Below are 22,010 nucleotides of genomic sequence, written 5' to 3' on the forward strand. Positions count from 1 at the left end.
TGTTTCTTTCTTTGATAATAATAGCCCGGACGGGGCCTAATCCTGATTTTGCGCGGAACCTATATGATTAGGCGGCATTTGTGAACAACGGAATTGGGCGAACCTATTCCGGTGCAAAACGCCGCGTTATTTGCCTCTTCAGGCGGTCCCGGACATCCCGATAGGCATTCATGATCTGCTCCCGGCTTCCGGTCATCAGCGTGGGATCAGGGGTCGGCCAATATTCCACATCGACGGAAAAGCCGCGCATACGCTCCAGAACCGTATGATGCGCCAGAGGTGTAAGCGTTATGATGAGGTCGAAATAGCCATCGGCCAGTTCTTCTATACCACGCGGCTGCCTGTCATCAAGCGACAAGCCGTCTTCCGATAGCACAGCATCCACAAATGGATCGCGTTCCCCGCGCATCACGCCCGCGGAAGCTATGTAAATATTGGGTGGCAGCAGCTTTCTTGCAAGAAGCTCGGCCATCGGCGAGCGAATGGCATTCTTCCCGCACACGAACAGCAGCGAAGTGGGGCGTTTTTCAGCCTCTTCTGCATCATCATCGGGGGCCATCGCATCTTCGGCTGCCATTGAGGATCAGCCCCGCCAGTGCAGAACGCAGACGAGCGTGAAAAGACGCCGCGCCGTGTGGAAATCGACCTTGATCTTGCCGTTGAGGCGCGTTTGCAGTGCTTGAGAGCCTTCATTATGCAGCCCGCGCCGCCCCATATCGATGGCTTCGATCTTGCTGGGGCTGGCTGAACGGATTGCTTCATAATAGCTTTCGCAGACCATGAAATAATCGCGCACGATACGCCGCAGGGGCGTCAGCGAAAGAATGTGGGTTGCAACCTCTTCGCCATTTTCGCGGCTGATGGAAAAGATCAGGCGCGTTTCCAATAGGGACAGCTTCAGCCGGTAAGGTCCGCCGATGCTGTCGCCGACCGGATAAAAGGCGTTCTCTTCGATCAGATCGAAAATGGCGACCGCGCGTTCATGCTCGACATCGGGCGTAGAGCGACCGATGGACTCATCAAGCTCGATATCGACGAGGCGAGCATTAGGAACACCAGCGGTCATGTTTCCTCATAAATTAAGCCGGATCGCGACCGATTGAGCATGGGCATCCAGTCCTTCGGCACGGGCGATTTCGATTGCTGCGGGTCCGAGCGCGCGCAACTGTTCAGGGCCGAGCTTGAGAAGCGAGGTGCGCTTCATATAGTCGAGCACCGACAGGCCCGATGAAAAACGCGCCGAACGGGCTGTCGGCAGAACGTGATTGCAGCCGCCGACATAATCCCCGATCACTTCGGGCGTATGCGCGCCGATGAAAATCGAACCTGCATTGCGGATTTTCGGCAGCAGCGCTTCAGGGTCAGCGGTCGCGATTTCGAGATGTTCGGCCGCAATCCGGTTGACAAGCGGAATGGCCGCTTCAAAATCCTCAACCAGGATGACAGCGCCGAAATCGCGCCAGCTTGCAGCCGCCGTTTCCGCACGCGGCAAGGTGCGAAGCTGGCGCTCGACCGCTTCCTCCACCGCCTTCGCCAATGGCTCGTCATTGGTCATCAGGATCGACTGCGCTGCTGTATCGTGTTCGGCCTGCGCCAGAATATCGGCGGCCAGCCAGTCGGGATTGTTGTCCCGGTCGGCGATCACCAGAACTTCCGAAGGCCCGGCGATCATGTCGATGCCCACCGTGCCGAAAACAATGCGCTTGGCAGCGGCGACATAAGCATTGCCGGGGCCGACGATCTTGGCGACCGGCTCAATGGTCTGCGTGCCGTAGGCCAGCGCGGCAATGGCCTGCGCGCCGCCCACGCGATAGATTTCGGATACGCCCGCAAGGCGAGCAGCCACCAGAACCAGCGGATTGAGGATGCCATCGGGTGAGGGGACCACCATCACGATGCGGTCGACGCCCGCAACCTTCGCAGGCACTGCATTCATCAGCACCGAGCTTGGATAGCTGGCCGTGCCGCCGGGCACATAAAGTCCAACCGCTTCGATAGCAGTCCAGCGCGAGCCAAGTTCGACGCCGAGCGCATCCGTATAGTAGTCGTCCTTGGGCAATTGGCGGGCATGGTGCTTTTCGATGCGCTCATGCGCCAGTTTCAGCGCTTCGATAGTGGATGCGGAGGCAAGATCAAACGCCGCATCAATTTCCGCCTGGCCGACGGCAATGCCGGTTTTTTCCAGATCGATGCGATCAAAGCGGCGCGAATAATCGATCAATGCTGCGTCGCCCTCGCGGCGTACGCGATCTATGATTTCCCGCGCGGCCCGATCGACATCCTCGGAAGCTTCGCGCTTGCCGGAAAGAAAGGCTGCGAACTTCTGTTCAAAATCGGGATCGGTTTGTCTGAGCGTCGTGACCACGCTGATATTCCTTAAACTGTCTGTAGGGCTGAAGCCTGTTTATGATGTTGACGAAAACGCCGGTCAGACATCGTGTCGCGGTCGGGAATCGGTTTCCCATGCTGCGCCAAGATCGCTCATTTGCGCTTCGATACATTCCACATCAAGCCGGATAGCCGCATTTGCCGAAAAAGTCAGTTCTATTGTTCCTGCCGGGGTGGCATCTGGAAGAAACCGGATCGCAAGCAGGGAAAGCACGTCCTCGCCTTTCTGCCGGTCTATACCATGTGCCTTGATGGCGCTGACGCGATTGAAATGCAATGCCGTGCGGCGGCGCTGATAGGCTGGCTTGCGCAAAAATCTGGGCTTGGCTTCTTCCCAGACAAAACGGTTGGCCGTGAGGATAAACCGCCTGTCCTTGGCAAAATACTGAAGATCGGAGACTTTGAGCACTGCATCCTGAAGATGGGCGGACAGGACCTGCAAATCCTCTTCATCCAGCGCCACAAGCTTCAACATTTCCATAATCTGAACCAATCCCTGTCGTTTTTAAAGCAATCAGGTTGACCGCCAAGCTTATCCAATCTTGCATGCCGACACAAAAAAATCGACAGGCTATTCAGCCCATTGAAGGAGAAATCGCGGCCGCAAAGAAAAAGCCGGAACGCTTGCAGGGTTCCGGCCTCTTGTCGATTATCGGCAATCAGCCGCTGATGCGCTCGACATTTGCGCCGCAGCGCGAGAGCTTTTCTTCCAGCCGCTCGAAGCCGCGATCAAGATGATAGACGCGGTTGACGAGGGTTTCGCCTTCGGCGGCAAGCCCTGCGATCACCAGCGAAACCGATGCGCGCAGATCGGTCGCCATCACCTGCGCGCCCTTGAGCCGTTCCACGCCCTCAACCGTAGCGGTCTGGCCGGAAAGTGAAATCTTCGCGCCCAGCCGCGCCAGTTCCTGCACATGCATGAAGCGGTTTTCAAAGATCGTTTCGGTGATGCGTGATGTACCCTTGGCCTTGGTCATCAGGCCCATGAATTGCGCCTGAAGGTCGGTGGGAAAACCGGGGAAGGGGTCGGTGACGATATCGACCGGCTCGATGCCATGGCCGTTGCGCACTACCCGCAGCCCGCTATTGGTTTCGGTGATTTCCGCACCGGCCCGGCGCAACGTTTCCAGCGCCGATGAAAGCTGATTTTCCTGCGCGCCCTCGAGCAGGACATCGCCGCCAGTCATGGCAACCGCCATGGCATAGGTGCCCGTCTCGATACGGTCGGAGATAACACGCACGCGCGCACCCGAAAGGCTTGTCACACCCTGAACATGGATGGTGCCTGTGCCCGCGCCGGTGACCTTCGCACCCATCGCATTGAGGCAATCGGCCAGATTGACGACTTCCGGCTCGCGGGCGGCATTTTCAATAATGGTTTCGCCCTTGGCCAAACTTGCGGCCATCAGCATCACATGGGTCGCGCCGACGGAGACTTTCGGGAATGTGTAGCGCGCTCCGACGAGGCCATCCTTGGCACGGGCCTTGGCATAGCCGTTTTCGATGTCGATCTGCGCGCCGAGCGCCTGAAGGCTTTCCAGCAGCAGATCGACCGGGCGCGTGCCGATGGCACAACCGCCGGGCAGCGACACATTGGCTTCGCCCGTGCGTGCCAGAAGCGGTGCGATCACCCAGAAACTCGCGCGCATCTTCGAGACAAGTTCATAGGGTGCGGTCGTATCGACGATATTGCGAGCCGTGAAATGGATCGTACGCGAATAGGCTCCGTTCTGGTGTTCGCGGCGGCCATTGACCGAATAATCGACGCCATGATTGCTCAGGATGCGGATCAGCTGCTCGACGTCGGCCAGATGCGGCACGTTTTCGAGTGTCAGCGTATCGTCGGTCAGGAGCGAGGCGATCATCAAGGGCAGCGCTGCATTTTTCGCGCCGGAGATGGGGATGACGCCATTGAGCTTGTTGCCGCCGACGATTTTGATGCGATCCATGCTGTTTCACCTTCTGGGCCGAAGCAATTGCCCTATAATTGTTTTTTGCAAAGCTCCGCAGCCTTCAGACCGCGCGGGATGCATTAAAAATAACAAGCCTTGCGGCGGAATTACGTCGATCGCGAATCGCGCCCTGGCCGCAACGCCACCGGAAACCGGAAATGGCTTTTAACCCAGCAATTCTCTCTCTTCAAGGAAGGCTTTGCCTGCGGCAGGGGTCATTCCGCATCTTTGCCGGCTACGGCAATACCATCGGTTCTTTCGTCAGCCTCGCCTGCGCGCCGCGAACGCGATTGCGCCTTGCGTCGCATCAGATTCGCTCGAAGCTGCTCGGCGCGCCGCTTTTTGCGCGGATCTGGCTGATCCTGTTTTTCTTTATTCGGTTTCTTTTCGCTCATTGTTTTTGCTTACTATGGTAAAAAGCGCCTTTCAAAGCGGGTCTCCATGGATTTCCACATTATATGCAAGGAAATGCAATTGCTGGCTTGCGATTTGTGTAATGATGTGGCAGAAGTCCGCCGCGTTCAAGAGAATGCTGCGGTAGCTCAGTGGTAGAGCACTCCCTTGGTAAGGGAGAGGTCGGGAGTTCAATCCTCCCTCGCAGCACCAGTCTTTCTACTTGAATTCGCAAAACTTCCTGAAAAACAATGATTTTTGAATGGCCTTCTGGTACACGGAGGTGATCCATATGGGTTTGTCTATCTTCACCTGTTAAGCAACCGAAGACTGGAGCCTGTTACCTCAGGCAACGTGTTCCTGCTGATTTGAAGGAGAAGGCTAAGGATAAACTCTTCGCACTTCCTGTCAACGGAACGCTTAAAAGTGTGAGGACAGGCGGGGGGTGCCTGGGTTCTTTAGGAATCAAAACCCGGCAAAGGCCAAAGACCGGTACAGGGAAGCCGACGCAGTGTTGGCTAAGTTTTGGGAAGCGACGTGGGACCATCCGGATCGTTTGGAAAGCCAAGAGCAGCTCCGGTTTTTTAATCACCGAAACTGCTCCGAGCTATTGGTTTACGCGTTGCGAGGATGGAATGCTTTAGCTGTCGAATGTCGTCAGCTGCGTTTCCAGTGCGCGCATGTTGTCGTAATCCATCAATTTCATGATGTCCTCGATGCCAACCAGCAAATCTTCACGATTGACGGGAACGCCGGTCGTCATGACCTCGCGCATAACGGTGAGCGCCTCCTGCATCGCGTGAATGGCAGCGGCCGGCAACATGCGCGGCAGGCTGATGCGGCGCACGCCGATCTTCTTGAGATGAGGCAGGGGAATGAGCGGTGTTGTGGGCCGCTGGCGGATACCGAAGCCCATATTGACGCTTACCGGAATGCCTGCTGCATCGACGATGCGCTTGATGTCGTCCTCGGTGCGCACCGCATCGGGAAACAGCATGTCCGCGCCTGCCGCCGCATAGGCCTTTGCGCGCTTGATCGCACCCTCAATACCCTCGATCGCCAGCGAATCCGTGCGCGCGATGATGACGAAGGCGTCGTCGCGGCGCGCCATGCATGCAGCCTCGATTTTCTTGACCATTTCAGCGGTGCTGACCACATCCTTGCCGGGCATATGACCGCAGCGCTTCGGGCTGACCTGGTCCTCGATATTGACGCCTGCGACACCCGCTTCCTCGAACATCTTGACCGTGTGGAACACGTTGACCGGATTGCCGTAGCCGTTGTCGGCGTCGGCGGTCAGCGGGATGGAGACGGAACGGGCGAGATTGCGGCAATGGTTGACGTTTTCGGTCAGCCCCATCACGCCGATATCGGCGATGCCGAGCAGCGCGTTGGATACGGCCGCGCCGCTGGTGCAGGCGGTCTTAAAGCCGGCGGCTTCGGCAAGACGAATGCTGTAGCCGTCGTAAACGCCCGGCGAGACGATGAATTCGCCTGACTCCAGAAGGGCCCGGAATTGCTTGGCGCCAGTGGTCATGAGGGTGGTTCTCCGGATAAAGGAAGTTTCAGATATCGGGTAGGCTCTCGCCGTCGAGATGGTCGAAAAGGTTTCGAGCCGCGCGGCGGATATGAGAGCGCATGAGGGATTCGGCCAGATGTGGATCACGCGCCTTCATGGCGCGCAGGATCTGCCAGTGTTCGTCGAATGCTTCTTCCTTGCGTTCGACGATCGCGCCGGAATGGCGGCGATAGATGCGCAGCAGATGATAGAGATCGCCGCACAGCAGATTGATGATACGTGCATTGCCACAAGCACGCACGATGCGCTCGTGAAAGTCAAACACACCCGCTTCTTTGGGTGCCGTGTCGGAATAGGTGTGGCGGCTACGCTTCAGTTCTGAGATCAGCGCGTCGATCTCGGTATCGCTCATGCGGCGGGCATCGAGATTACAGGCCATGCCTTCGAGCGCCATGCGCAGTTCGAACAGTTCGCGTGCGGTGCTGGCGTCGAGCGTCACGACGCGCGCCTTGAGATAGGGCTCACGCGAGACCATCTGAATGCCCTGAAGACGGCGCACCGCTTCGCGCACCGGACCCCGACTGACGCCGAATTCCTGTGCAAGCGCTGCCTCGTTCACCACGCTGCCCGGTGCTAGCCGTCCCTGATGGATGGCATCCAGAACCGCATGATAGATCGTGTCGGCGCGTGGCGTGCCGGCCTCTCCGGTCGCTATCTGCATATCGTCGCTAAAGGCGCTCAAAATGACATCCCTCCAACATCGATCTTGGAGACCGATTGTCGCTGGTTCTCAAAAAGTGTCAACTCTTTGAACATTCAACGCCTTAAATGTCAACACTTTTTGGTATTTTTAGGCTAGAATAGCATTTTACTACGGATAAGTGTTGACATTTTGAAATGTTTGCCCCTAAATCCCGTCAAATCGGACAGGGAGGTTCGGGCAGGGAGGCGGAATGGCAATAGAGCGTGAAATCGATTGGTCTGGACAGCGCCTGAGCCTTGCCGATGTGGCCGGGGTGGCTGCTGCGCATGGGGTTCCGGTGGGCCGGCTGCCTTATGCGAGCCGCGTTCTTCTCGAAAATCTGTGCCGCAGCGTGCTTTGGGGGCGTCCAGTCAGCGAGCGCGATATCGCTGCTCTTCTCGGTGGTACGGGTGCGGCCGATCTTCCGCTTTACGTCGCCCGTGTCATCTTGCCGGATTCGAGTGGTTTGCCTGCATTGCAGGATCTCGCTGCACTGCGCGACGCGGTTGCCCGCGAAGGCGGTGACGCGGCGGCGGTGGATGCGATGGTGCCGGTTGACCTGATTGTCGATCATTCGCTTCAGGTGGATGTCTGGGGTACGCCCGACGCCGAGCGCCGCAATCTTGCGCGCGAGCTTGAACGCAATGCCGAGCGTTATCGTTTCCTCAAATGGGCACAGAAAGAGTTTCGCCGGCTTCGGGTCTATCCGCCAGGCACGGGCATCATTCATCAGGTCAATATCGAAAGCATCGCCTCGGTTGTCGCCAGCGCGGACCATGACGGCAAGCGCTGGGCGTTTCCGGATTTCGTCATTGGCGGGGATTCTCACACACCGATGGTCAACGGTCTTGGCGTGCTGGGCTGGGGCGTCGGCGGTATCGACGCGGAAGCGGCCATGCTGGGGCAGGCTTATATCTTTCCGCGACCGCAGGTCGTGGGCGTACGTCTTTCCGGGCGGATCGCACCGCCAGCCATGACCACCGATGCCGCGCTCCTGATCACCCAAAGTCTGCGTGCCGCAGGCGTTGCCGGCTGCATGGTGGAGTTCTTCGGTCCGGCTGTGCCGCATCTGACGGTTGTCGAGCGTGCGACAATCGCCAATATGGCGCCGGAATATGGCGCAACCTGCGGCTTTTTCCCCGTCGATGAGCAGACGCTTGCCTATCTGCGCCAGACCGGTCGCGCTGAAAGCCATGTCGAACTGGTGGAGGCTTATTGCAAGGCCAACCATTTGTGGCGCGCCAATGCCGAGGAGTGCCCGGACTATGCACGCATCGTCGAGATCGATCTCGCCGATGCAGCGCCGGCGATGGCCGGGCCACGCCGCCCGCAGGACCGATTGCCGCTGACCCATGTTGCCGCGGATTTCAGTGCAAAGCTGACAAAGCCACTGTCCGAAGGTGGCTTTGGAGCGAAGGACGCAGTGCTGCCGTCCGACGTTTTTCCGGGCCATGGCGGTATTGCGCTTGCGGCGATCACGTCCTGCACGAACACGTCCAACCCAAGCGTGATGCTTGCTGCGGGCCTCGTCGCACGTCGTGCGGTGGAGAAGGGTCTGTCCGTTCCTGCTTGGGTCAAGACCTCAATGGCCCCCGGTTCGCGCGTGGTTACGCGCTATCTGGAGAAATCCGGCCTGCTGCCTTTCCTCGAAAAGCTAGGCTTCAATGTGATCGGCTATGGCTGCACCACCTGCGGGGGCAAGTCCGGTCCACTGCCGGCGGAGACGGCCGCCGCGATCGAACAAGGCGGGCTGGTCGCTGCCGCTGTCCTGTCCGGCAACCGCAATTTCGAAGGCCGCATCCATAAGCTGATCCGCGCCAATTATATCGGCGCGCCGCCACTGGTGGTACTTTATGCGCTGGCCGGAAGCATCGACATCGACTTCGACCGCGAGCCGGTCGGCTATGGTGCGGATGGCGCGCCGGTATTCCTGCGCGATCTGTGGCCGTCGCAGGCGGAAATCGATGCGCTTCTGCCGCTGGCCCGTGATCCGGCGCTGTTCACCGCCGTCTATGACGGCAAGGCAGCGGGTGCGGGCGTGTGGGAAGAACTCGACGCGCCGGTAGGCGAGACGTTCCCCTGGGATCGGCAGTCGCACTATCTGGTCGAGCCGCCGTTCTTCGCGCGCACCGGCGGCGCGGATCCGGTCGCCGATCTGGTGCGAAGCCTCGGCGATGCACGGGTTCTGGCCGCTTTCGGGGATTCACTGACGACCGATCACATCTCGCCTAGCGGCGAGATACCGCTTGATACGCCTGCCGGGCAATATCTTGCGGCTGCGGGTATCGCGCAAAAGGATTTCAATACCTATGTGGGACGGCGCGGCAATTTCGAGGTCATGACCCGCGCCACCTTCGCCAATATCCGCATCAAGAACGCGCTGATGCCGGAAGTGGAGGGTGGTTTCACCCGGCATTTCCCGGATGGTGAGACCATGACAGTTTTCGATGCATCTCGGCTTTACCAGCAGGAAGGCGTCGCGGCTATTGTGCTCGGCGGCAAGGAATACGGCACCGGATCGAGCCGTGACTGGGCAGCCAAGGGCACTGCGCTTCTGGGAGTGCGCGCCGTCATCGCTGAAAGTTTTGAGCGTATCCATCGCGCCAATCTGGTGGGCATGGGCGTGCTGCCGCTGGCCTTCCGCCCCGGCGAGGGCTGGCGTCAGCTCCACCTGACGGGCGGCGAACAGTTTTCCTTCGCCGGTATCGAGGCGGCGGTGCGTCACGGCACGCCGGTGCGGGTTACAGCGATGGGTGAAAAGGGTGCAGTGGTCTTCGAAGCCGAAGCGCAACTTCTCACCGACGCCGAGCGCGCGCTGCTTTCGGCAGGCGGTATTCTCAGACAGGTGCTCACGGATTTTTCGCCTTCAGAGCATGGCAGTAACGGATAAGGCAATGACACTCGATCTGGTTCTCAAAAATGCGCAATTGGTCCTTCCGGGCGGCGGACTGACGCCGGGTTCGGTTGGGGTCAAGGATGGCCGCATCGCTGTCATCGCCGAAACGGGCGAGGAACTGACCGGCCGTGAGACGGTGGATTGCCAAGGCCTGTGGCTGATGCCGGGCGTGGTCGATCCGCATGTGCATTTCGATTTTGGCGACCCCGAAACGGATTTTGAGACGGAATCGCGCGCGGCGGCCCTGGGCGGCACCACGTCGATCCTTTCCTTTCATCGATCGAAGGAATTGCGGGATTCCTTCCCGGTGGTGAAGGAGCGTGCGGAAAAGCAGAGCTGCATTGATTTCGGTCTGCATTTCGGCCTCACCAGCCAGATGCATGTCGAGTCGCTGGAAGAGGTCGCACGCCGTTTCGGTGTCACGTCTTTCAAGCTCTACATGATGTATAAGGGTGCTGCGGGTGCGGCCAAGGGCTTTACCGAGATCGACGATGCACTGCTTTATGCGGCGCTGAAGGCCACCGCCGCCATTCCTGGCGCGGTGATGGGCGTCCATTGCGAGAATGTCGAAGTGATCCCGGCGCTGCGCTCCGCGCTAAAGGCGGCGGGCCGCAATGATCTCAAGGCATGGAACGAGCAGAGCCCCGGTTTTCTCGAAGCGGAAAATGTATTCCGCGTCTGCTATTTCGCGGAACAGACCGGCACGTCGGTCAATATCGTGCACATGAGTAGCGGGGAGTCACTCGAAATCGTGCGCTACCTGCGCCAAAAGCCGTCGCGCCATGCCGGCCCGCCGATCTATGTCGAAACCTGTCCGCATTATCTCGTCGTCGATGACGAATGGCCGGCGGGTGTGCTGGCCAAGGTCAATCCGCCGGTGCGCGGCAAAGCCGACATTGAAGCGTTGTGGGAAGGTGTGTTCGACGGTTCCGTCACCACTATCGGTTCCGACCATGTGGCGCGCAAGCGCGGAACCAAAGACAAGGATATTTGGAGCGCCAGCGCCGGTTTCCCCGGCTCCGGCCTGCTTCTGCCGCTGATGCTGCATGAAGGCTATCATCGCCGCGGCCTGCCGCTCGACCGCATCGCCGATCTGACCTCGGCCAACGCGGCGAAGATTTACAATATGCCTTCGAAGGGCAGCATCGCGGTCGGCAAGGATGCGGACCTGCTGGTGGTCGATCCCGATCTCGAACGCACTGTCGATCATGCCATCTCCGAATCCTATTCCGACTATTCGCCCTATCAAGGCATGACGCTGAAGGGCTGGCCAGTGCGTACGCTGGTGCACGGCCGGACCGTGATGCTCGACGGCAGGATCACCGACGAAGCGCGCACCGCGCCATGGGGCCGCTATCTCGACCGCCGCACCTGACTCATTCAAACCGTAAGAGCAAACATATGACTGAGAATACGAGAATCTGGGACCGTTTTCTGACCGAACGTGACAAGCAGGTCTTCAAGGCTGCTGGTTATGGCAAGCGCGGCGGGTTCGGCACGCGCCCGGCGCTGTTCATCATTGATGTGCAGTATAATTTCTGCGGCGACACGCCCGAGGATATTCTGGAAGGCCTCAAGCAGTACCGCACCCATTGCGGCCATGAAGCCTGGGCGGCGGTGGAGCACATCGTTCCGCTTCTGGAACTGGCGCGCGAAAAGAACCTGCCGGTCTTCTACACCGAAAGCGGTCGTCGGCCCGACCTTCTCGACAGCGGGGTGCAGGTGGGCAAGAACCATCGCGGCGGCGAGAAAACCGTGATCGCGGGCACCCACGCCACGCGCACCGTCGAACCGCTGGCGCCGCGTCCGCAGGACATGCTGATCTCCAAGCAGAAGCCGTCCTGCTTCTTCGGTACTACCTTTATGAGCCAGCTCAATTTCCTCGATGTGGACACGCTTATTCTGGTCGGCTGCACGACGTCCGGCTGTCTGCGCGCCACGGCCGTGGATGCTTATTCGTTCAATTTCAAGGTTGTGATCCCGGAAGAAACCGCCTTCGATCGTTTCGAGGCGAGCCACGCCATCAACCTGTTCGACCTCAACTGCAAGTATGCCGATGTCATTCCGACGATCGAGGTCGCCGATTACCTGCGCGCGCTGCCGAAGCGCGGCTGATTCCAATCCCGTTACCGGAAGAACAACGCATGACCATGACTTTCACGCCCAAGGCACCTGAAACCACCCTGCCGCAGACCAAGGCTGACGCCGAAGGCGTTCGTCTTTACGGCATGTATATTGACGGTGAATTCACCACCACCGATGGCCGCGATATGATCGATTCCGTCGATCCGGTCACGGGCGAGGTCTGGGCGCGCATTTCGCGCGGCACCGCACAGGATGTGGACCGTGCGGCGAAAGCCGCACACCGCGCCTTCACGGAGGGCGAATGGCCGAAGATGAATCCGAGCCAGCGCGGCGCGATGCTGCGCCGCATCGGCGATCTCGTCACTGAGAGCGCCGACTGGCTCGCTTATGTCGAACAGCGCGACAACGGCAAGCTGATTGCCGAACTGTCGATGCAGATGCGCTACATGGCAAATTACTACTATTATTATGGTGGTCTGGCCGACAAGATCGAAGGTTCGGTGATCCCGACCGACAAGCCGGGCGTGCTCAATTACACCAAATACGAGCCGCTGGGCGTCGTCGCCTGCATCACACCGTGGAACTCGCCGCTGCCGCTCGCCAGCATGAAGATTGCGCCGGCGCTTGCCGCCGGCAATACGGTGGTGCTGAAGCCGTCGGAATTCACCTCCGCCTCGCTGATGGAGTTGATGAAGATCTTTGACAAGGCTGGCGTGCCGAAGGGCATTATCAATGTAGTGACCGGGCTTGGCGCAGAAGTGGGCGACGCGCTGGTCAGCCACCCGCATGTCGAGCGCATCGCCTTCACCGGCGGCCCCATCGCGGGCCAGATGATCAACGAAAAAGCTGCCAAGCATATGAAGCGCGTGACGCTGGAACTTGGCGGCAAATCGCCCAACATCATCTTCGAAGACGCCGACATGGACAATGCGCTGAAGGGCGCGATTGCCGGCATCTTCGCCGCCTCCGGCCAGACCTGCGTGGCGGGGTCGCGCCTTCTGGTGCAGGACAGCATTTATGACACCTTCGTTGCCCGGCTGATCGAGACGGTGAAGCAGGCGAAATTCGGCCATCCTGGCGACCCGGATTCGCAAATCGCGCCGATCTCGACCAGGCCGCAATTCGAGAAAGTGAAGTCCTACGTGGAGGTCGCGCTCGCTGACGGCGCGAAACTGGCACTCGGCGGCAGGCCGGCGAATGTGCCGGGTTGTCCGAACGGCCTCTTCTTCGAGCCGACCGTCTTCGTCGATGTCGAAAACAACATGCGTATTGCGCAGGAGGAAGTGTTCGGACCAATCCTGTCGATCATTCGCTTCAAGGATGAGGACGATGCGGTGCGTATCGCCAATGATATCGAATTCGGCCTTGCCGCCGGCATCTGGACACAGTCCATCGGCCGCGCCATCAACATGTCGGATCGCGTGCGCGCCGGGACGATCTGGATCAACAATTACCGCTCCACCAGCGTTACCTCGCCCTTCGGAGGTTTCAAGATGAGCGGCATCGGGCGCGAATGCGGCATCGCCGGCATGCGCGAATATATGGAATTGAAGAGTGTCTGGATTTCGACCGAAACCAACATTCCGAATCCGTTCGTCCGCCGCTGATACGGGCTTGAAAGGTTAATTATGTTGGATCGTGATGTCATCGTAGCGGGAGCCGGGCCAGTCGGGCTTGTCGCCGCGCTTGTTCTGGCCGAGGCCGGACTGCGGGTCGCCGTGCTTGAAAAACGTGGCGAACTCAATCAGGTATCGAAAGCTTCGACCTACCATGCCCCGACGCTCGATATTCTTGACCGCGTCGGCGTCTATGAGGCATTCAGCCGTCAGGCGCTGCATATCGACCGACTGCAATACCGCACCGTCGAGAGTGGTGTGCTGGGTGAGCTGGGCTTCGAGCTTCTGGAAGGTGTGACGCCGTTTCCCTTCCGCAAGCATTTGGAACAGTCGCTGCTGACGCCGATCCTGTTGGAAAAGCTGCGCGGTTTTGCCAATGCGGATTTTCATTTCAACGCCGAGTTTTCGGGCGTCGAGGATCGTGGTGACAACATTGTGGTGACGATCAGGCGCGACGGCAAGGATGAAACCATTACCGCGCGCTTCCTGTTGGGGGCCGACGGCGCGCATAGCGACGTGCGTCATGCGGTGGGCATCGGCTTCGACGGGACGGCCTATCCGGGCTTCCAGTTGCGCATCCGTACCGACAATACGATCCGTGATGTGGTCAAGGATATCGGCCCCGTCACCTATCTGGTCGGCAAAACCCATTCGGTGAGCTTTCTGCATATGCCGGACAACTGGCGCGTAATCCTGCGCGTACCGGAAGGCATTTCTGAGGAAACAGCACTCACCGACGAGTGGGCGCTGGAGCGACTGCGTGCGCTGATCCCCGATTTCTACATGCCGAACGTGGTGGATAAGGATTGCTATGCCGCGCGCAAATGCATCGCCTCGGCGGGCTTTGCCGGCAATGTCTTCCTTGCCGGCGATGCGTTGCATCTGACCAATACGCGCGGCGGCATGAACATGAATTGCGGCATCCATGACGGCTTCATGGTTGCAAACGCCATGGCCGAAGCCGTCCGCACGGGCGAGCGCGCCGCACTTGATGCCGCCGCCACGGAGCGCCACCGCGTCAGCAGCGAAATGCTTCTGCCCCGCACCGACACGATGGTGTCGCAGGAAAATGCCTGGATCACCAAGGTGGAGGGGCTCCTATCCGACAAGGACAAGGCCCGCGCCTATCTGGCGCAGACCGCAATGCTCGACATGGTCGAGCTTCCCGCCCGCGCCTGAATTTTGAGGACACTGTTTCGATGACCGTTCATCTTCCTTCGCTTCCTGCACCTAAGTTCCGCTTCGGCGGCGTGGTCCCGCCGGCCAATCCGACTGTCGAGATTGAATACCCGGTTCTGCTGCCCGCCGATGTCGCGCTGCACACGATGCGCCTGCCAGTCTTGTCTGGCGATCTCGACGACCGCAATCGCGGTTATGTCGAGAGCTTTCCGCAGATAATCAAGGGCTTCGGCTCGCTCAAGCTCGACGCCATCGCCATCGCGCTCACCGGCTCGCAATACCGGCTTTCGCCGAAGGGTGACCGCGACCTGTGCGACCGGCTTTCCGATCAGGCGGGCATTCCGGTCGAAACCGGCACCATCGCCATCGACAAGGCGTTGAAAAAGCTTGGGGTCGATACGGTGAGCCTGATGTCGCCTTATCCCAACTACCAGACCGAGCTTGCCGTCCGCTACTGGACGGATGCGGGCTACCGCGTTCACAGCGTCAGCCAGTTCGAGGACAAGCTGGTGGCCTATCACGTCACGCCGGCGGAAATCGGCAATACGCTGAAGGCTATGGATGCAGCACCCGATGGTGCCATCATCCTGAGCGGCACGGGCATGCGCACCATCGATATGATGGCCGCGACGGCGCACCAGATCACAGTGCCGGTCCTTGCCTCCAACATTTGCAGTATCTGGAGCCTCACGGCGCATTGGGGCGAGCCTTCGCCCTGGATGCGCGCGGTGACGCCCCCGGCATTGCTGAAATGAGATCACAACAACCCAACAACATTAAAAGGGGATCAATAACAATGAAACACTTGATTGGGAAACGCCTGATAAGCGCATTCGCCCTCTGCATGGGCATGGCGACGGTGGCACAGGCTGCCGATACCAATTTCACGCTCGCGCTGGCGCGCAACACCATCACGGCGGGCGAGGAAACCTTCACCTATGCGGTGCCGAAGCAGCTTGGCTACTTCGAAGAGGAAAAGCTGGTGCCGACCATCTTGCAGACCGATGGTTCGACCGCAGCGCTGCAAGCCGTCGCATCCGGCTCGGCCGATATCGGCTATGCTTCCTCGGCCAGTATCGCTGCGGCAATTGACAAGGGCGTCGGCCTGAGGGCTTTTGCGGGCATCACCGTGCAGTGGCCTTATTTCATCGGCGTACCGAAGGATTCGCCTATCAAGAAAATCGCCGATCTCAAGGGCAAGCGCATTGGCGTCATCAGCCTTGCGTCGGCTTCCTATGCGGATCTGCGCGCCAATCTCAAGCTTGCCGGTCTGGCCGAAACCGATGTGATCATCGTGCCGGTGGGCGCGGGCGCCCGCGCAGCGGCGGCCCTCAAGGCCGATCAGGTCGATGCCATCGACAGCTACTCCGACAGCTTTACCGTCATGCGCCAGAACGGCGTCGAACTAGATCTCCTGGCGCGCCCGGACGAAATGTCCAAGCTCTTTAGCGTGACCATGGTGACGAGCGACAAGACGCTGAAAAGCAAGCCCGAAGAACTCGCCGCCTTCGCACGCGCCGCCTACAAGGGTATCGTCTATACGAAGCTCTATCCAGAAAGCGCGCTGAAGCTCTCCTTCACGGAGTTCCCGCAACTCGCCGGTTCCGATGATCTCCAGAGCCAGGATGCCAAGAATACCGCGGAAGCCATGAAGATGGCGTTGGGCGATTCCATTCCCGCCGACAAGCCGGACCCGGCAAGCTGGGGCCAGTGGCTGAATCTGCCGGCCGATCGTTGGGAAGCTGTGCTCAACTTCGCCCATGAAACTGGGCAAACCGACAAGAAACTGACGGTCGAACAGGTTTGGGACGGCTCGCTGATGCCCAAGATCTACGACTTCGACGTATCGAAAATCGTCGAGAAGAAATAACGAACCGAATCGACCCCGACTGAAAGACATGACGATGGATAGTCTCTCCACGCCACTCATCCGGATCAATGGTCTGACCAAGCAGTATCACACGCGCACCGGTGACGTCACCGTAGCGCTCGATAAGGTCCATCTGGATATTCTCGACGGTGAATTTATTGCTCTGGTCGGTCCGTCCGGCTGCGGCAAGACCACGCTTCTCAAGATTCTGGCAGGGCTTGAGGGCCGTTTCGGCGGTGAGGTGCGTCTTGGCGACAAGGCGATCGTCAAGCCGTCTCCCGAAGTCGGGGTCGTGTTCCAGGAACCGACGCTTCTACCATGGCGAACCATTCTGGAAAATATCCTGCTCCCGGCAGAGCTGATGCATCTGGACCGCAAGGTCTACACCGAGCGCGCGCTCGACCTGATGGCGATGATCGGTCTCAAGGGATTTGAAAACAAGTATCCGCGCGAGCTTTCGGGCGGTATGCGCCAGCGTGCGGGCATCTGCCGCGCGCTGGTGCGCGATCCGAAAGTCCTCTTGATGGATGAGCCGTTCGGTGCGCTCGACGCCATGACGCGCGAATTCCTCAATGCTGAACTCCAGCGTATATGGATGAAGAGCCGTAAGACGGTGATCTTCGTCACCCACTCCATCCCGGAGGCGGTATTCCTCGCCGACCGCGTAGTGGTGATGAGTCCGCGTCCGGGCCGCATCAGCGAGGTGATCCCGGTGACGCTGCCGCGCGAGCGCAAGCTCGGCGACCTGTCGCAGGCGGGTGACGTGCTGGCGCGCATCCGCAGCCACTTCAACGACAGTTCCATGATCGACTGATCTGACAACCCGTCCAGACATATCCTTATTCGGGAGATATTCCGATGCATACCGAAAGCTCCAAACTCCTGCAGACCGTATTGGTCGTCCTTGTCTTCTTTCTAGTGACGGGTGGCTGGGAGTTCTACGTTTGGGCGACCGAAACGCCCGCCTTCGTGCTGCCTGCGCCCTCGGTCGTTGGCGGACAGCTCTGGTCGCTGCTCGGCAGCGGTATTTTCTGGGTCAATTTCAAGGTCACTATGTATGAGGTGCTGATGGGCTACCTGCTTGGCATCGCGATTGCGGTTGTGCTGGGCGTGCTCATCTCGCAGGTGCGCATCCTCGATCTCAGCCTCATGCCCTATATCGTCGCCTTCCAGACCATACCGAGCGTCGCGCTGGCACCGATCTTCCTGCAATGGTTCGGCTATGGCCTCGCCTCGAAAGTCATCATGGCCGCCCTGATTGCCTTCTTCCCGATGTTGGTCAATGTGATCGCCGGACTTCAGGCTTCGGGCCGCGACGAAATCCAGATGCTCAAGGCTTTCGGCGCCAATCGCTTCCAGATTCTGATGAAAGTGCGGGTTCCCAACTCCATGCCTTATGTGTTCGCGGGGCTTGGCCTCGGCGTGGTCTTCGCGCTGGTCGGCGCTATTGTTGCCGAATTCGTCGGTGCGCAGCAGGGCCTCGGCAAGATGATCCTGCAATTCAACGAGCAGTTCAATATTGCCGGCATGTTCGCCGTGCTGGTCGTACTGGCGACCATCGGCATGACTATGCATTCCATCGTCGGTATTGCCAAGCGCCGTATTGTTTTCTGGGCCGGGGAGCACTGACGGAACGTCCGTTCGTGAACGATCCCAGCCAATCAAGACCTGAAAGAATAACTGCCATGAGCCCTCTTGCCGCCCCCCTTTCCGCTTCTGCCTTTTCCGGCTCGGTGCAATATCGCGATTACGCGTCCAGATATCTGGCCAACGGCGTTTCGTCCACGCCGCGCGCATCACAATTGCCCGTGCCACTGGTGATCGCAAGCGCACGCGATGCGATTGTCACCGACGTCGATGGCAATGATTACATCGATTATACGCTGGGATATGGGCCGCTGGTGCTGGGCCATAGTCCGGCGCCGGTAGTCGAAAGGTTGAAGGAAGAAATCGACAAGGGTTTTCGCACGGCGAGCGTCCATGCGGGCGAGGGTCGACTGGCGGAACTGATCAGCGAAGCAGTGCCCTGCGCCGAGATCACCTCGTTCCTGAGCAGTGGCACCGAGGCGGTGCAGCTTGCGCTGCGCATCGCACGCGCAGCGACCGGGCGCACGCGCATCGTCAAATTCCGCGCCAATTATCACGGCTGGTTCGACAATATCCACGTTGCCAATAATCCCGGCAATGACGGGCCGAGCTCGTCGGGGCAGGATCAACAGGCAACGGCCAATGTCACGCTCGTCGACTGGGGCGATGCGGCTGCGCTGGAACAGGTGCTTTCGGATGAGTTTGCAGCCGTTATTCTGGAAGCGACGGCCATCAATGCGGGTTGTTTTACGCCCCCTGCTGGTTTCCTGCAAAGCGTTCGCGACCTGACGTGCAAACATGGCGTCGTGCTGATTTTCGACGAGGTAATTTCCGGTTTCCGGCTGGGACTTGGTGGCGCGCAGGCCAGTTATGGTGTCACCCCCGATATCGCCGTTCTGGGCAAGGCGCTTGGTGCCGGCTTGCCGATCAGCGCCGTGACCGGCAATCGCGCTGTCATGGCGCCGCTGATTGATGGGCGAGTGCTGCATCGCGGCACGTTCAACGGCAATCCGCTCTCGGTTGGCGCCGCGATTGCCTGTGTCGAATATTTGCAGGCCCATCATGCGGAAATCTATCCGCGCATGGACGCCCAGGCCGAAGCGATCCAGTCGCATTTCACCACTGAAGTGAAGGCACTGGATCTGGACCTGTGTGCCAATCGCATCGGTTCTGCGATCCAGCTTTTTGCTGGCGTCCGCAAGCTGGACAATATCGGCGATCTTGGCAAGGCCGACAAAAAGGAAATACTGAAGCTGACGGAAGCCTGCGTACTCAACGGCCTGAATCCACTGCCGCGCGGCTTGATGTATCTTTCGGCGGCTCATACGGACGCGGATATCGCCATCACGAAAGAGGCTTTGTCGCGCGCGCTGTGCCGGTTCAAATCCTTGAAATGAGATAGGATTGTGCTCCCGGCGGCGATGCCTGCCGGGAACGCACCATCATTGATGCAGATTGACGGGGGCAACGCCGCGCTTGGCAGAATCGTGATCGATATCGCCGCGCATCAACATGATGTTGCCCATGAATTCCACACCATTCGCCATGGCGTCCATGATAACTTTTGCCGTCTTGTCGGCATCGATGCTGGTTCCGTCCAGTGGCGACCTGTCGGGCAGCTCGATAATGCCGAGGGTCGTCATGGTCTTGAAGATATCGCTCAGATGCAGGCACGACCATTTCATGGACATCGTGAGTGGGCATTTCAGATAAAGCGTGGGGTGGGTGTGCCAGAGCGCAAGCCCGTTTTCATCCGCAAGGGTGAAAGTCAGCTCAACAGCGTTGTTCAGACGCCATTCGTCGTGAAATATGCGCTGCGCTATCGCCTCGCATCCCTTCATCAGGCCCGCGAGATCAACACTTTCCAGCGGTTGGACAACCGTTCCCGGCGCGCGCATTCCCTGATAATTTACGCTTAATTGTGCCAGATTTGACGGTTGATCTACCGTTACACTGAGAATTTTGAGCGTGTAATTCGATCCGAGATCAGTCATTCCATTGGCCCTGTCTTTGATGCATCCAAACTGAAGATACGTAATCAGTATGTAGGCAGTATTGCACGGATTCACCAGCCTCGATTATCGGAATCTGTTCGCTTTGTTCAATATGATGAGCGTTGCGCCGTTCTATCTCGTTGAAGCCACCGGACCCTGATCACCGGTGTGGTTGATAAGATCACCATCGTGGTGGGCGGCTACGACAAGCAAACCTTGGTGAGATTGTCTCGACCGCCGGGTATTCGTTGCGGCGTGGACAGGGCGGAGAAATCGTTGCGGGGAAGGCTCAGGGCGAGCCACCACAGTATCGTGGTGGCCCAAGGAGAATACGCGTTGCCTTAGACGATAAGGGTTTCCCCATCGCCAGGAGTGCGCAGCTTGTCGGCGAAACCGTTGGCACGGGCGAAAGCCCGAAGGTCAGCGCGGCTCACAGTGCAGTGATTCACCGCTTCCATGTGGCTGCCGATCAGGAGGGTTTCAGGGGCGGCCTTGTGGACCGAAAGCACGTCTTGCGTTCCCATGATGATGCCGCCCTCAATCCCGGCGGTCATCGCATAGCCGGTGTTCAGGATAGCCACATCTGGACGATATGTTTTCAGAGCTGCCGCCACCCGCTCGTGCCAGATCGTGTCGCCAGCCAGATAGATGGTCTTTAGTCCGGCCGTCCTGAACACGACACCGCAAGCTTCGCCCAGAACATCGCCGATCTTGGCGTAGTGCGCCTCGGTCCCGTGACGACCGTCCGTCTTGATGAGCTGTACACCCTTGAAGCTGGACGTGTCCGAAAGCACGCGCACATCGGAGAACCCCTGTCCCCGGATGGTTGCAGCATCCGCATCATTCTGCGCGAAAATCGGCAGCGCCCTCGGCAGAACCTTGCGCGCTTCTTCATCCCAATGGTCTTCGTGCAGATGGGTGACAATCACCGCGTCCACGTCGATGATTTCTTCCTTCGTTATCGGAAGACGCACAAGGGGATTGCGCTCCTCGCTGTTCACCGAGCCTTCAAAACCCGGCCAGGCGTGACGGTCCGAAAGCATCGGATCGACAAGAAAGCGAACGCCGCCATAGGCGATATGGAGCGTTGCGTTGCGTATCTGTGTGATTTTCACACTGCCCTGCGGCGTGGCGGTAACCTGCGCGCCTGCCGGAAAGGCGCTGGCGACAAGCGCAGCACCCGATAGGGCAAAAAGCTCTCTGCGTGTGGTCATGATAGTCTTCTCCCGAACAGGCCGTTAGCGAGCGAGGAAGGCGTCGGTGGAGATCACTTCGCCATAGCCAAAGGAAAGCGCTGCCATCAGCGCCGCGTGCACCTGTGCCGCTGGAGTGGTGACACCGTCGAAGTTCAGATCAAGCGTTGCGCAGGCATCGTGAATCGTTGTGGTTTTGTAGCCCAGATCGTTGGCTGCGCGCACCGTTGCATCGACGCACATATGGCTCATCGCGCCGACGACCACGACGTCCTCAACGCCCTTTTCCTTGAGCAGATCGCTCAACCCGGTTTCGCGGAAGGAGTTAGGGAAGTGCTTGGTGATGATGGGCTCATCATTCTTCGGCAGCACGGCTTGATTGATCTTGGCACCGTCGCTGCCGGGCACGAAGAATGGCGCTCCGGGCATCTCGTGGCGAATGTTAACGACCAGATCACCTTTCGCTCGGGCATGAGCCATAACGCGGGCGGCATTAGTGGCGGCGGCGTCGATGCCATGGAGCGGGAGGTTGCCCGATGGCCAATATTCATTTTGGAGATCAACGACCAGAATAGCGCGCTTCGACATGTCGAAAA

21 protein-coding genes and 1 tRNA gene are annotated in these 22,010 nt (G+C 59.1%); 11 read left to right on the top strand and 11 right to left on the bottom strand.

Going from position 1 to position 22,010, the window contains the following annotated elements:
- Window positions 1–103: 103 nt before the first annotated feature.
- The 6 genes from KUG47_RS02575 to KUG47_RS02600 all read right to left on the bottom strand — a co-directional run bounded on the left by KUG47_RS02575 (window position 104) and on the right by KUG47_RS02600 (window position 4,735).
- Entirely contained in the window at window positions 104–577 is a 474-nt protein-coding gene (locus KUG47_RS02575; protein WP_217676379.1) for an arsenate-mycothiol transferase ArsC, read from the bottom strand.
- Between the two features lie 6 nt (window positions 578–583).
- Window positions 584–1,066: a UPF0262 family protein gene (locus tag KUG47_RS02580; RefSeq protein ID WP_217676380.1), complete on the bottom strand. Its 483-nt coding sequence runs from the start codon at window positions 1,064–1,066 to the stop codon at window positions 584–586.
- Between the two features lie 6 nt (window positions 1,067–1,072).
- The gene (gene hisD, locus KUG47_RS02585; protein ID WP_217676381.1) at window positions 1,073–2,365 is read right to left on the bottom strand and encodes a histidinol dehydrogenase; all 1,293 of its coding nucleotides are present in this window, start codon (window positions 2,363–2,365) and stop codon (window positions 1,073–1,075) included.
- Window positions 2,366–2,428: 63 nt separating this feature from the next.
- The gene (locus KUG47_RS02590) at window positions 2,429–2,869 is read right to left on the bottom strand and encodes a DUF2948 family protein (RefSeq protein WP_217676382.1); all 441 of its coding nucleotides are present in this window, start codon (window positions 2,867–2,869) and stop codon (window positions 2,429–2,431) included.
- Window positions 2,870–3,047: 178 nt separating this feature from the next.
- Window positions 3,048–4,337 carry a UDP-N-acetylglucosamine 1-carboxyvinyltransferase gene (gene murA / locus KUG47_RS02595; protein ID WP_217676383.1) on the bottom strand — a complete coding sequence of 430 codons (1,290 nt, stop codon included), beginning with the start codon at window positions 4,335–4,337 and terminating at the stop codon, window positions 3,048–3,050.
- Window positions 4,338–4,555: 218 nt separating this feature from the next.
- The gene (locus KUG47_RS02600) at window positions 4,556–4,735 is read right to left on the bottom strand and encodes a hypothetical protein (protein ID WP_217676384.1); all 180 of its coding nucleotides are present in this window, start codon (window positions 4,733–4,735) and stop codon (window positions 4,556–4,558) included.
- A 136-nt stretch (window positions 4,736–4,871) separates the two neighbouring features.
- Between KUG47_RS02600 and KUG47_RS02605 the strand changes: the two genes are divergently transcribed.
- Window positions 4,872–4,946 (top strand) — tRNA-Thr (locus KUG47_RS02605).
- A 427-nt stretch (window positions 4,947–5,373) separates the two neighbouring features.
- Here KUG47_RS02605 and KUG47_RS02610 read toward each other — a convergent pair.
- Complete coding sequence (locus KUG47_RS02610; protein WP_217676385.1) at window positions 5,374–6,270, bottom strand: isocitrate lyase/PEP mutase family protein; 897 nt, start codon at window positions 6,268–6,270, stop codon at window positions 5,374–5,376.
- A gap of 28 nt (window positions 6,271–6,298) precedes the next feature.
- Window positions 6,299–6,994, bottom strand: coding sequence for a GntR family transcriptional regulator (locus tag KUG47_RS02615; RefSeq protein ID WP_217676386.1), 696 nt, complete (start codon window positions 6,992–6,994; stop codon window positions 6,299–6,301).
- A gap of 211 nt (window positions 6,995–7,205) precedes the next feature.
- Between KUG47_RS02615 and acnA the strand changes: the two genes are divergently transcribed.
- From acnA to KUG47_RS02665, 10 genes are all read left to right on the top strand, one after another.
- Complete coding sequence (gene acnA / locus KUG47_RS02620; protein WP_217676387.1) at window positions 7,206–9,884, top strand: aconitate hydratase AcnA; 2,679 nt, start codon at window positions 7,206–7,208, stop codon at window positions 9,882–9,884.
- A 4-nt stretch (window positions 9,885–9,888) separates the two neighbouring features.
- Window positions 9,889–11,265 (top strand): dihydroorotase, encoded by a 1,377-nt coding sequence (locus tag KUG47_RS02625; RefSeq protein ID WP_217676388.1) that lies wholly within the window; start codon window positions 9,889–9,891, stop codon window positions 11,263–11,265.
- Between the two features lie 26 nt (window positions 11,266–11,291).
- Window positions 11,292–12,005, top strand: coding sequence for an isochorismatase family protein (locus tag KUG47_RS02630; RefSeq protein ID WP_217676389.1), 714 nt, complete (start codon window positions 11,292–11,294; stop codon window positions 12,003–12,005).
- Between the two features lie 113 nt (window positions 12,006–12,118).
- Window positions 12,119–13,582, top strand: coding sequence for an aldehyde dehydrogenase (locus tag KUG47_RS02635; protein ID WP_422718056.1), 1,464 nt, complete (start codon window positions 12,119–12,121; stop codon window positions 13,580–13,582).
- A 21-nt stretch (window positions 13,583–13,603) separates the two neighbouring features.
- Window positions 13,604–14,770: an FAD-dependent oxidoreductase gene (locus tag KUG47_RS02640; protein ID WP_217676390.1), complete on the top strand. Its 1,167-nt coding sequence runs from the start codon at window positions 13,604–13,606 to the stop codon at window positions 14,768–14,770.
- Window positions 14,771–14,790: 20 nt separating this feature from the next.
- Entirely contained in the window at window positions 14,791–15,525 is a 735-nt protein-coding gene (locus KUG47_RS02645; RefSeq protein WP_217676391.1) for a maleate cis-trans isomerase family protein, read from the top strand.
- 41 nt (window positions 15,526–15,566) lie between these two features.
- Window positions 15,567–16,640 carry an ABC transporter substrate-binding protein gene (locus tag KUG47_RS02650; protein ID WP_217676392.1) on the top strand — a complete coding sequence of 358 codons (1,074 nt, stop codon included), beginning with the start codon at window positions 15,567–15,569 and terminating at the stop codon, window positions 16,638–16,640.
- Window positions 16,641–16,668: 28 nt separating this feature from the next.
- Complete coding sequence (locus KUG47_RS02655; protein WP_340162773.1) at window positions 16,669–17,454, top strand: ABC transporter ATP-binding protein; 786 nt, start codon at window positions 16,669–16,671, stop codon at window positions 17,452–17,454.
- Between the two features lie 44 nt (window positions 17,455–17,498).
- Window positions 17,499–18,269: an ABC transporter permease gene (locus tag KUG47_RS02660; RefSeq protein WP_217676393.1), complete on the top strand. Its 771-nt coding sequence runs from the start codon at window positions 17,499–17,501 to the stop codon at window positions 18,267–18,269.
- A 56-nt stretch (window positions 18,270–18,325) separates the two neighbouring features.
- On the top strand, window positions 18,326–19,624 hold the full coding sequence (locus KUG47_RS02665) for an aspartate aminotransferase family protein (protein ID WP_217676394.1): 1,299 nt from the start codon (window positions 18,326–18,328) through the stop codon (window positions 19,622–19,624).
- A gap of 45 nt (window positions 19,625–19,669) precedes the next feature.
- Here the strand turns inward: KUG47_RS02665 and KUG47_RS02670 are convergent, their stop codons facing one another.
- The 3 genes from KUG47_RS02670 to KUG47_RS02680 all read right to left on the bottom strand — a co-directional run bounded on the left by KUG47_RS02670 (window position 19,670) and on the right by KUG47_RS02680 (window position 22,002).
- Entirely contained in the window at window positions 19,670–20,221 is a 552-nt protein-coding gene (locus KUG47_RS02670; RefSeq protein ID WP_217676395.1) for a hypothetical protein, read from the bottom strand.
- 341 nt (window positions 20,222–20,562) lie between these two features.
- A complete protein-coding gene (locus KUG47_RS02675; protein WP_217676396.1) occupies window positions 20,563–21,435 on the bottom strand; it encodes an MBL fold metallo-hydrolase in 873 nt (290 codons plus the stop codon).
- Window positions 21,436–21,459: 24 nt separating this feature from the next.
- Window positions 21,460–22,002, bottom strand: a complete 543-nt coding sequence (locus KUG47_RS02680) for a cysteine hydrolase family protein (RefSeq protein ID WP_217676397.1) — start codon at window positions 22,000–22,002, stop codon at window positions 21,460–21,462.
- Window positions 22,003–22,010: the final 8 nt, after the last annotated feature.

Source organism: Falsochrobactrum tianjinense, from assembly GCF_019100495.1.
Lineage (GTDB): Bacteria > Pseudomonadota > Alphaproteobacteria > Rhizobiales > Rhizobiaceae > Brucella > Brucella tianjinense.

What these genes read in the sequence shown, in the direction of transcription:
- KUG47_RS02625 (WP_217676388.1), top strand. Translation starts at nt 9,889, where the DNA reads ATGACACTCGATCTGGTTCTCAAAAATGCGCAATTGGTCCTTCCGGGC.
- KUG47_RS02590 (WP_217676382.1), bottom strand. Translation starts at nt 2,869, where the DNA reads ATGGAAATGTTGAAGCTTGTGGCGCTGGATGAAGAGGATTTGCAGGTC.
- KUG47_RS02680 (WP_217676397.1), bottom strand. Translation starts at nt 22,002, where the DNA reads ATGTCGAAGCGCGCTATTCTGGTCGTTGATCTCCAAAATGAATATTGG.
- KUG47_RS02580 (WP_217676380.1), bottom strand. Translation starts at nt 1,066, where the DNA reads ATGACCGCTGGTGTTCCTAATGCTCGCCTCGTCGATATCGAGCTTGAT.
- acnA (WP_217676387.1), top strand. Translation starts at nt 7,206, where the DNA reads ATGGCAATAGAGCGTGAAATCGATTGGTCTGGACAGCGCCTGAGCCTT.
- KUG47_RS02650 (WP_217676392.1), top strand. Translation starts at nt 15,567, where the DNA reads ATGAAACACTTGATTGGGAAACGCCTGATAAGCGCATTCGCCCTCTGC.
- KUG47_RS02670 (WP_217676395.1), bottom strand. Translation starts at nt 20,221, where the DNA reads ATGACTGATCTCGGATCGAATTACACGCTCAAAATTCTCAGTGTAACG.
- KUG47_RS02640 (WP_217676390.1), top strand. Translation starts at nt 13,604, where the DNA reads ATGTTGGATCGTGATGTCATCGTAGCGGGAGCCGGGCCAGTCGGGCTT.
- KUG47_RS02610 (WP_217676385.1), bottom strand. Translation starts at nt 6,270, where the DNA reads ATGACCACTGGCGCCAAGCAATTCCGGGCCCTTCTGGAGTCAGGCGAA.
- KUG47_RS02630 (WP_217676389.1), top strand. Translation starts at nt 11,292, where the DNA reads ATGACTGAGAATACGAGAATCTGGGACCGTTTTCTGACCGAACGTGAC.
- KUG47_RS02660 (WP_217676393.1), top strand. Translation starts at nt 17,499, where the DNA reads ATGCATACCGAAAGCTCCAAACTCCTGCAGACCGTATTGGTCGTCCTT.
- KUG47_RS02665 (WP_217676394.1), top strand. Translation starts at nt 18,326, where the DNA reads ATGAGCCCTCTTGCCGCCCCCCTTTCCGCTTCTGCCTTTTCCGGCTCG.
- KUG47_RS02635 (WP_422718056.1), top strand. Translation starts at nt 12,119, where the DNA reads ATGTATATTGACGGTGAATTCACCACCACCGATGGCCGCGATATGATC.
- KUG47_RS02600 (WP_217676384.1), bottom strand. Translation starts at nt 4,735, where the DNA reads ATGAGCGAAAAGAAACCGAATAAAGAAAAACAGGATCAGCCAGATCCG.
- KUG47_RS02655 (WP_340162773.1), top strand. Translation starts at nt 16,669, where the DNA reads ATGACGATGGATAGTCTCTCCACGCCACTCATCCGGATCAATGGTCTG.
- KUG47_RS02645 (WP_217676391.1), top strand. Translation starts at nt 14,791, where the DNA reads ATGACCGTTCATCTTCCTTCGCTTCCTGCACCTAAGTTCCGCTTCGGC.
- murA (WP_217676383.1), bottom strand. Translation starts at nt 4,337, where the DNA reads ATGGATCGCATCAAAATCGTCGGCGGCAACAAGCTCAATGGCGTCATC.
- KUG47_RS02675 (WP_217676396.1), bottom strand. Translation starts at nt 21,435, where the DNA reads ATGACCACACGCAGAGAGCTTTTTGCCCTATCGGGTGCTGCGCTTGTC.
- KUG47_RS02575 (WP_217676379.1), bottom strand. Translation starts at nt 577, where the DNA reads ATGGCAGCCGAAGATGCGATGGCCCCCGATGATGATGCAGAAGAGGCT.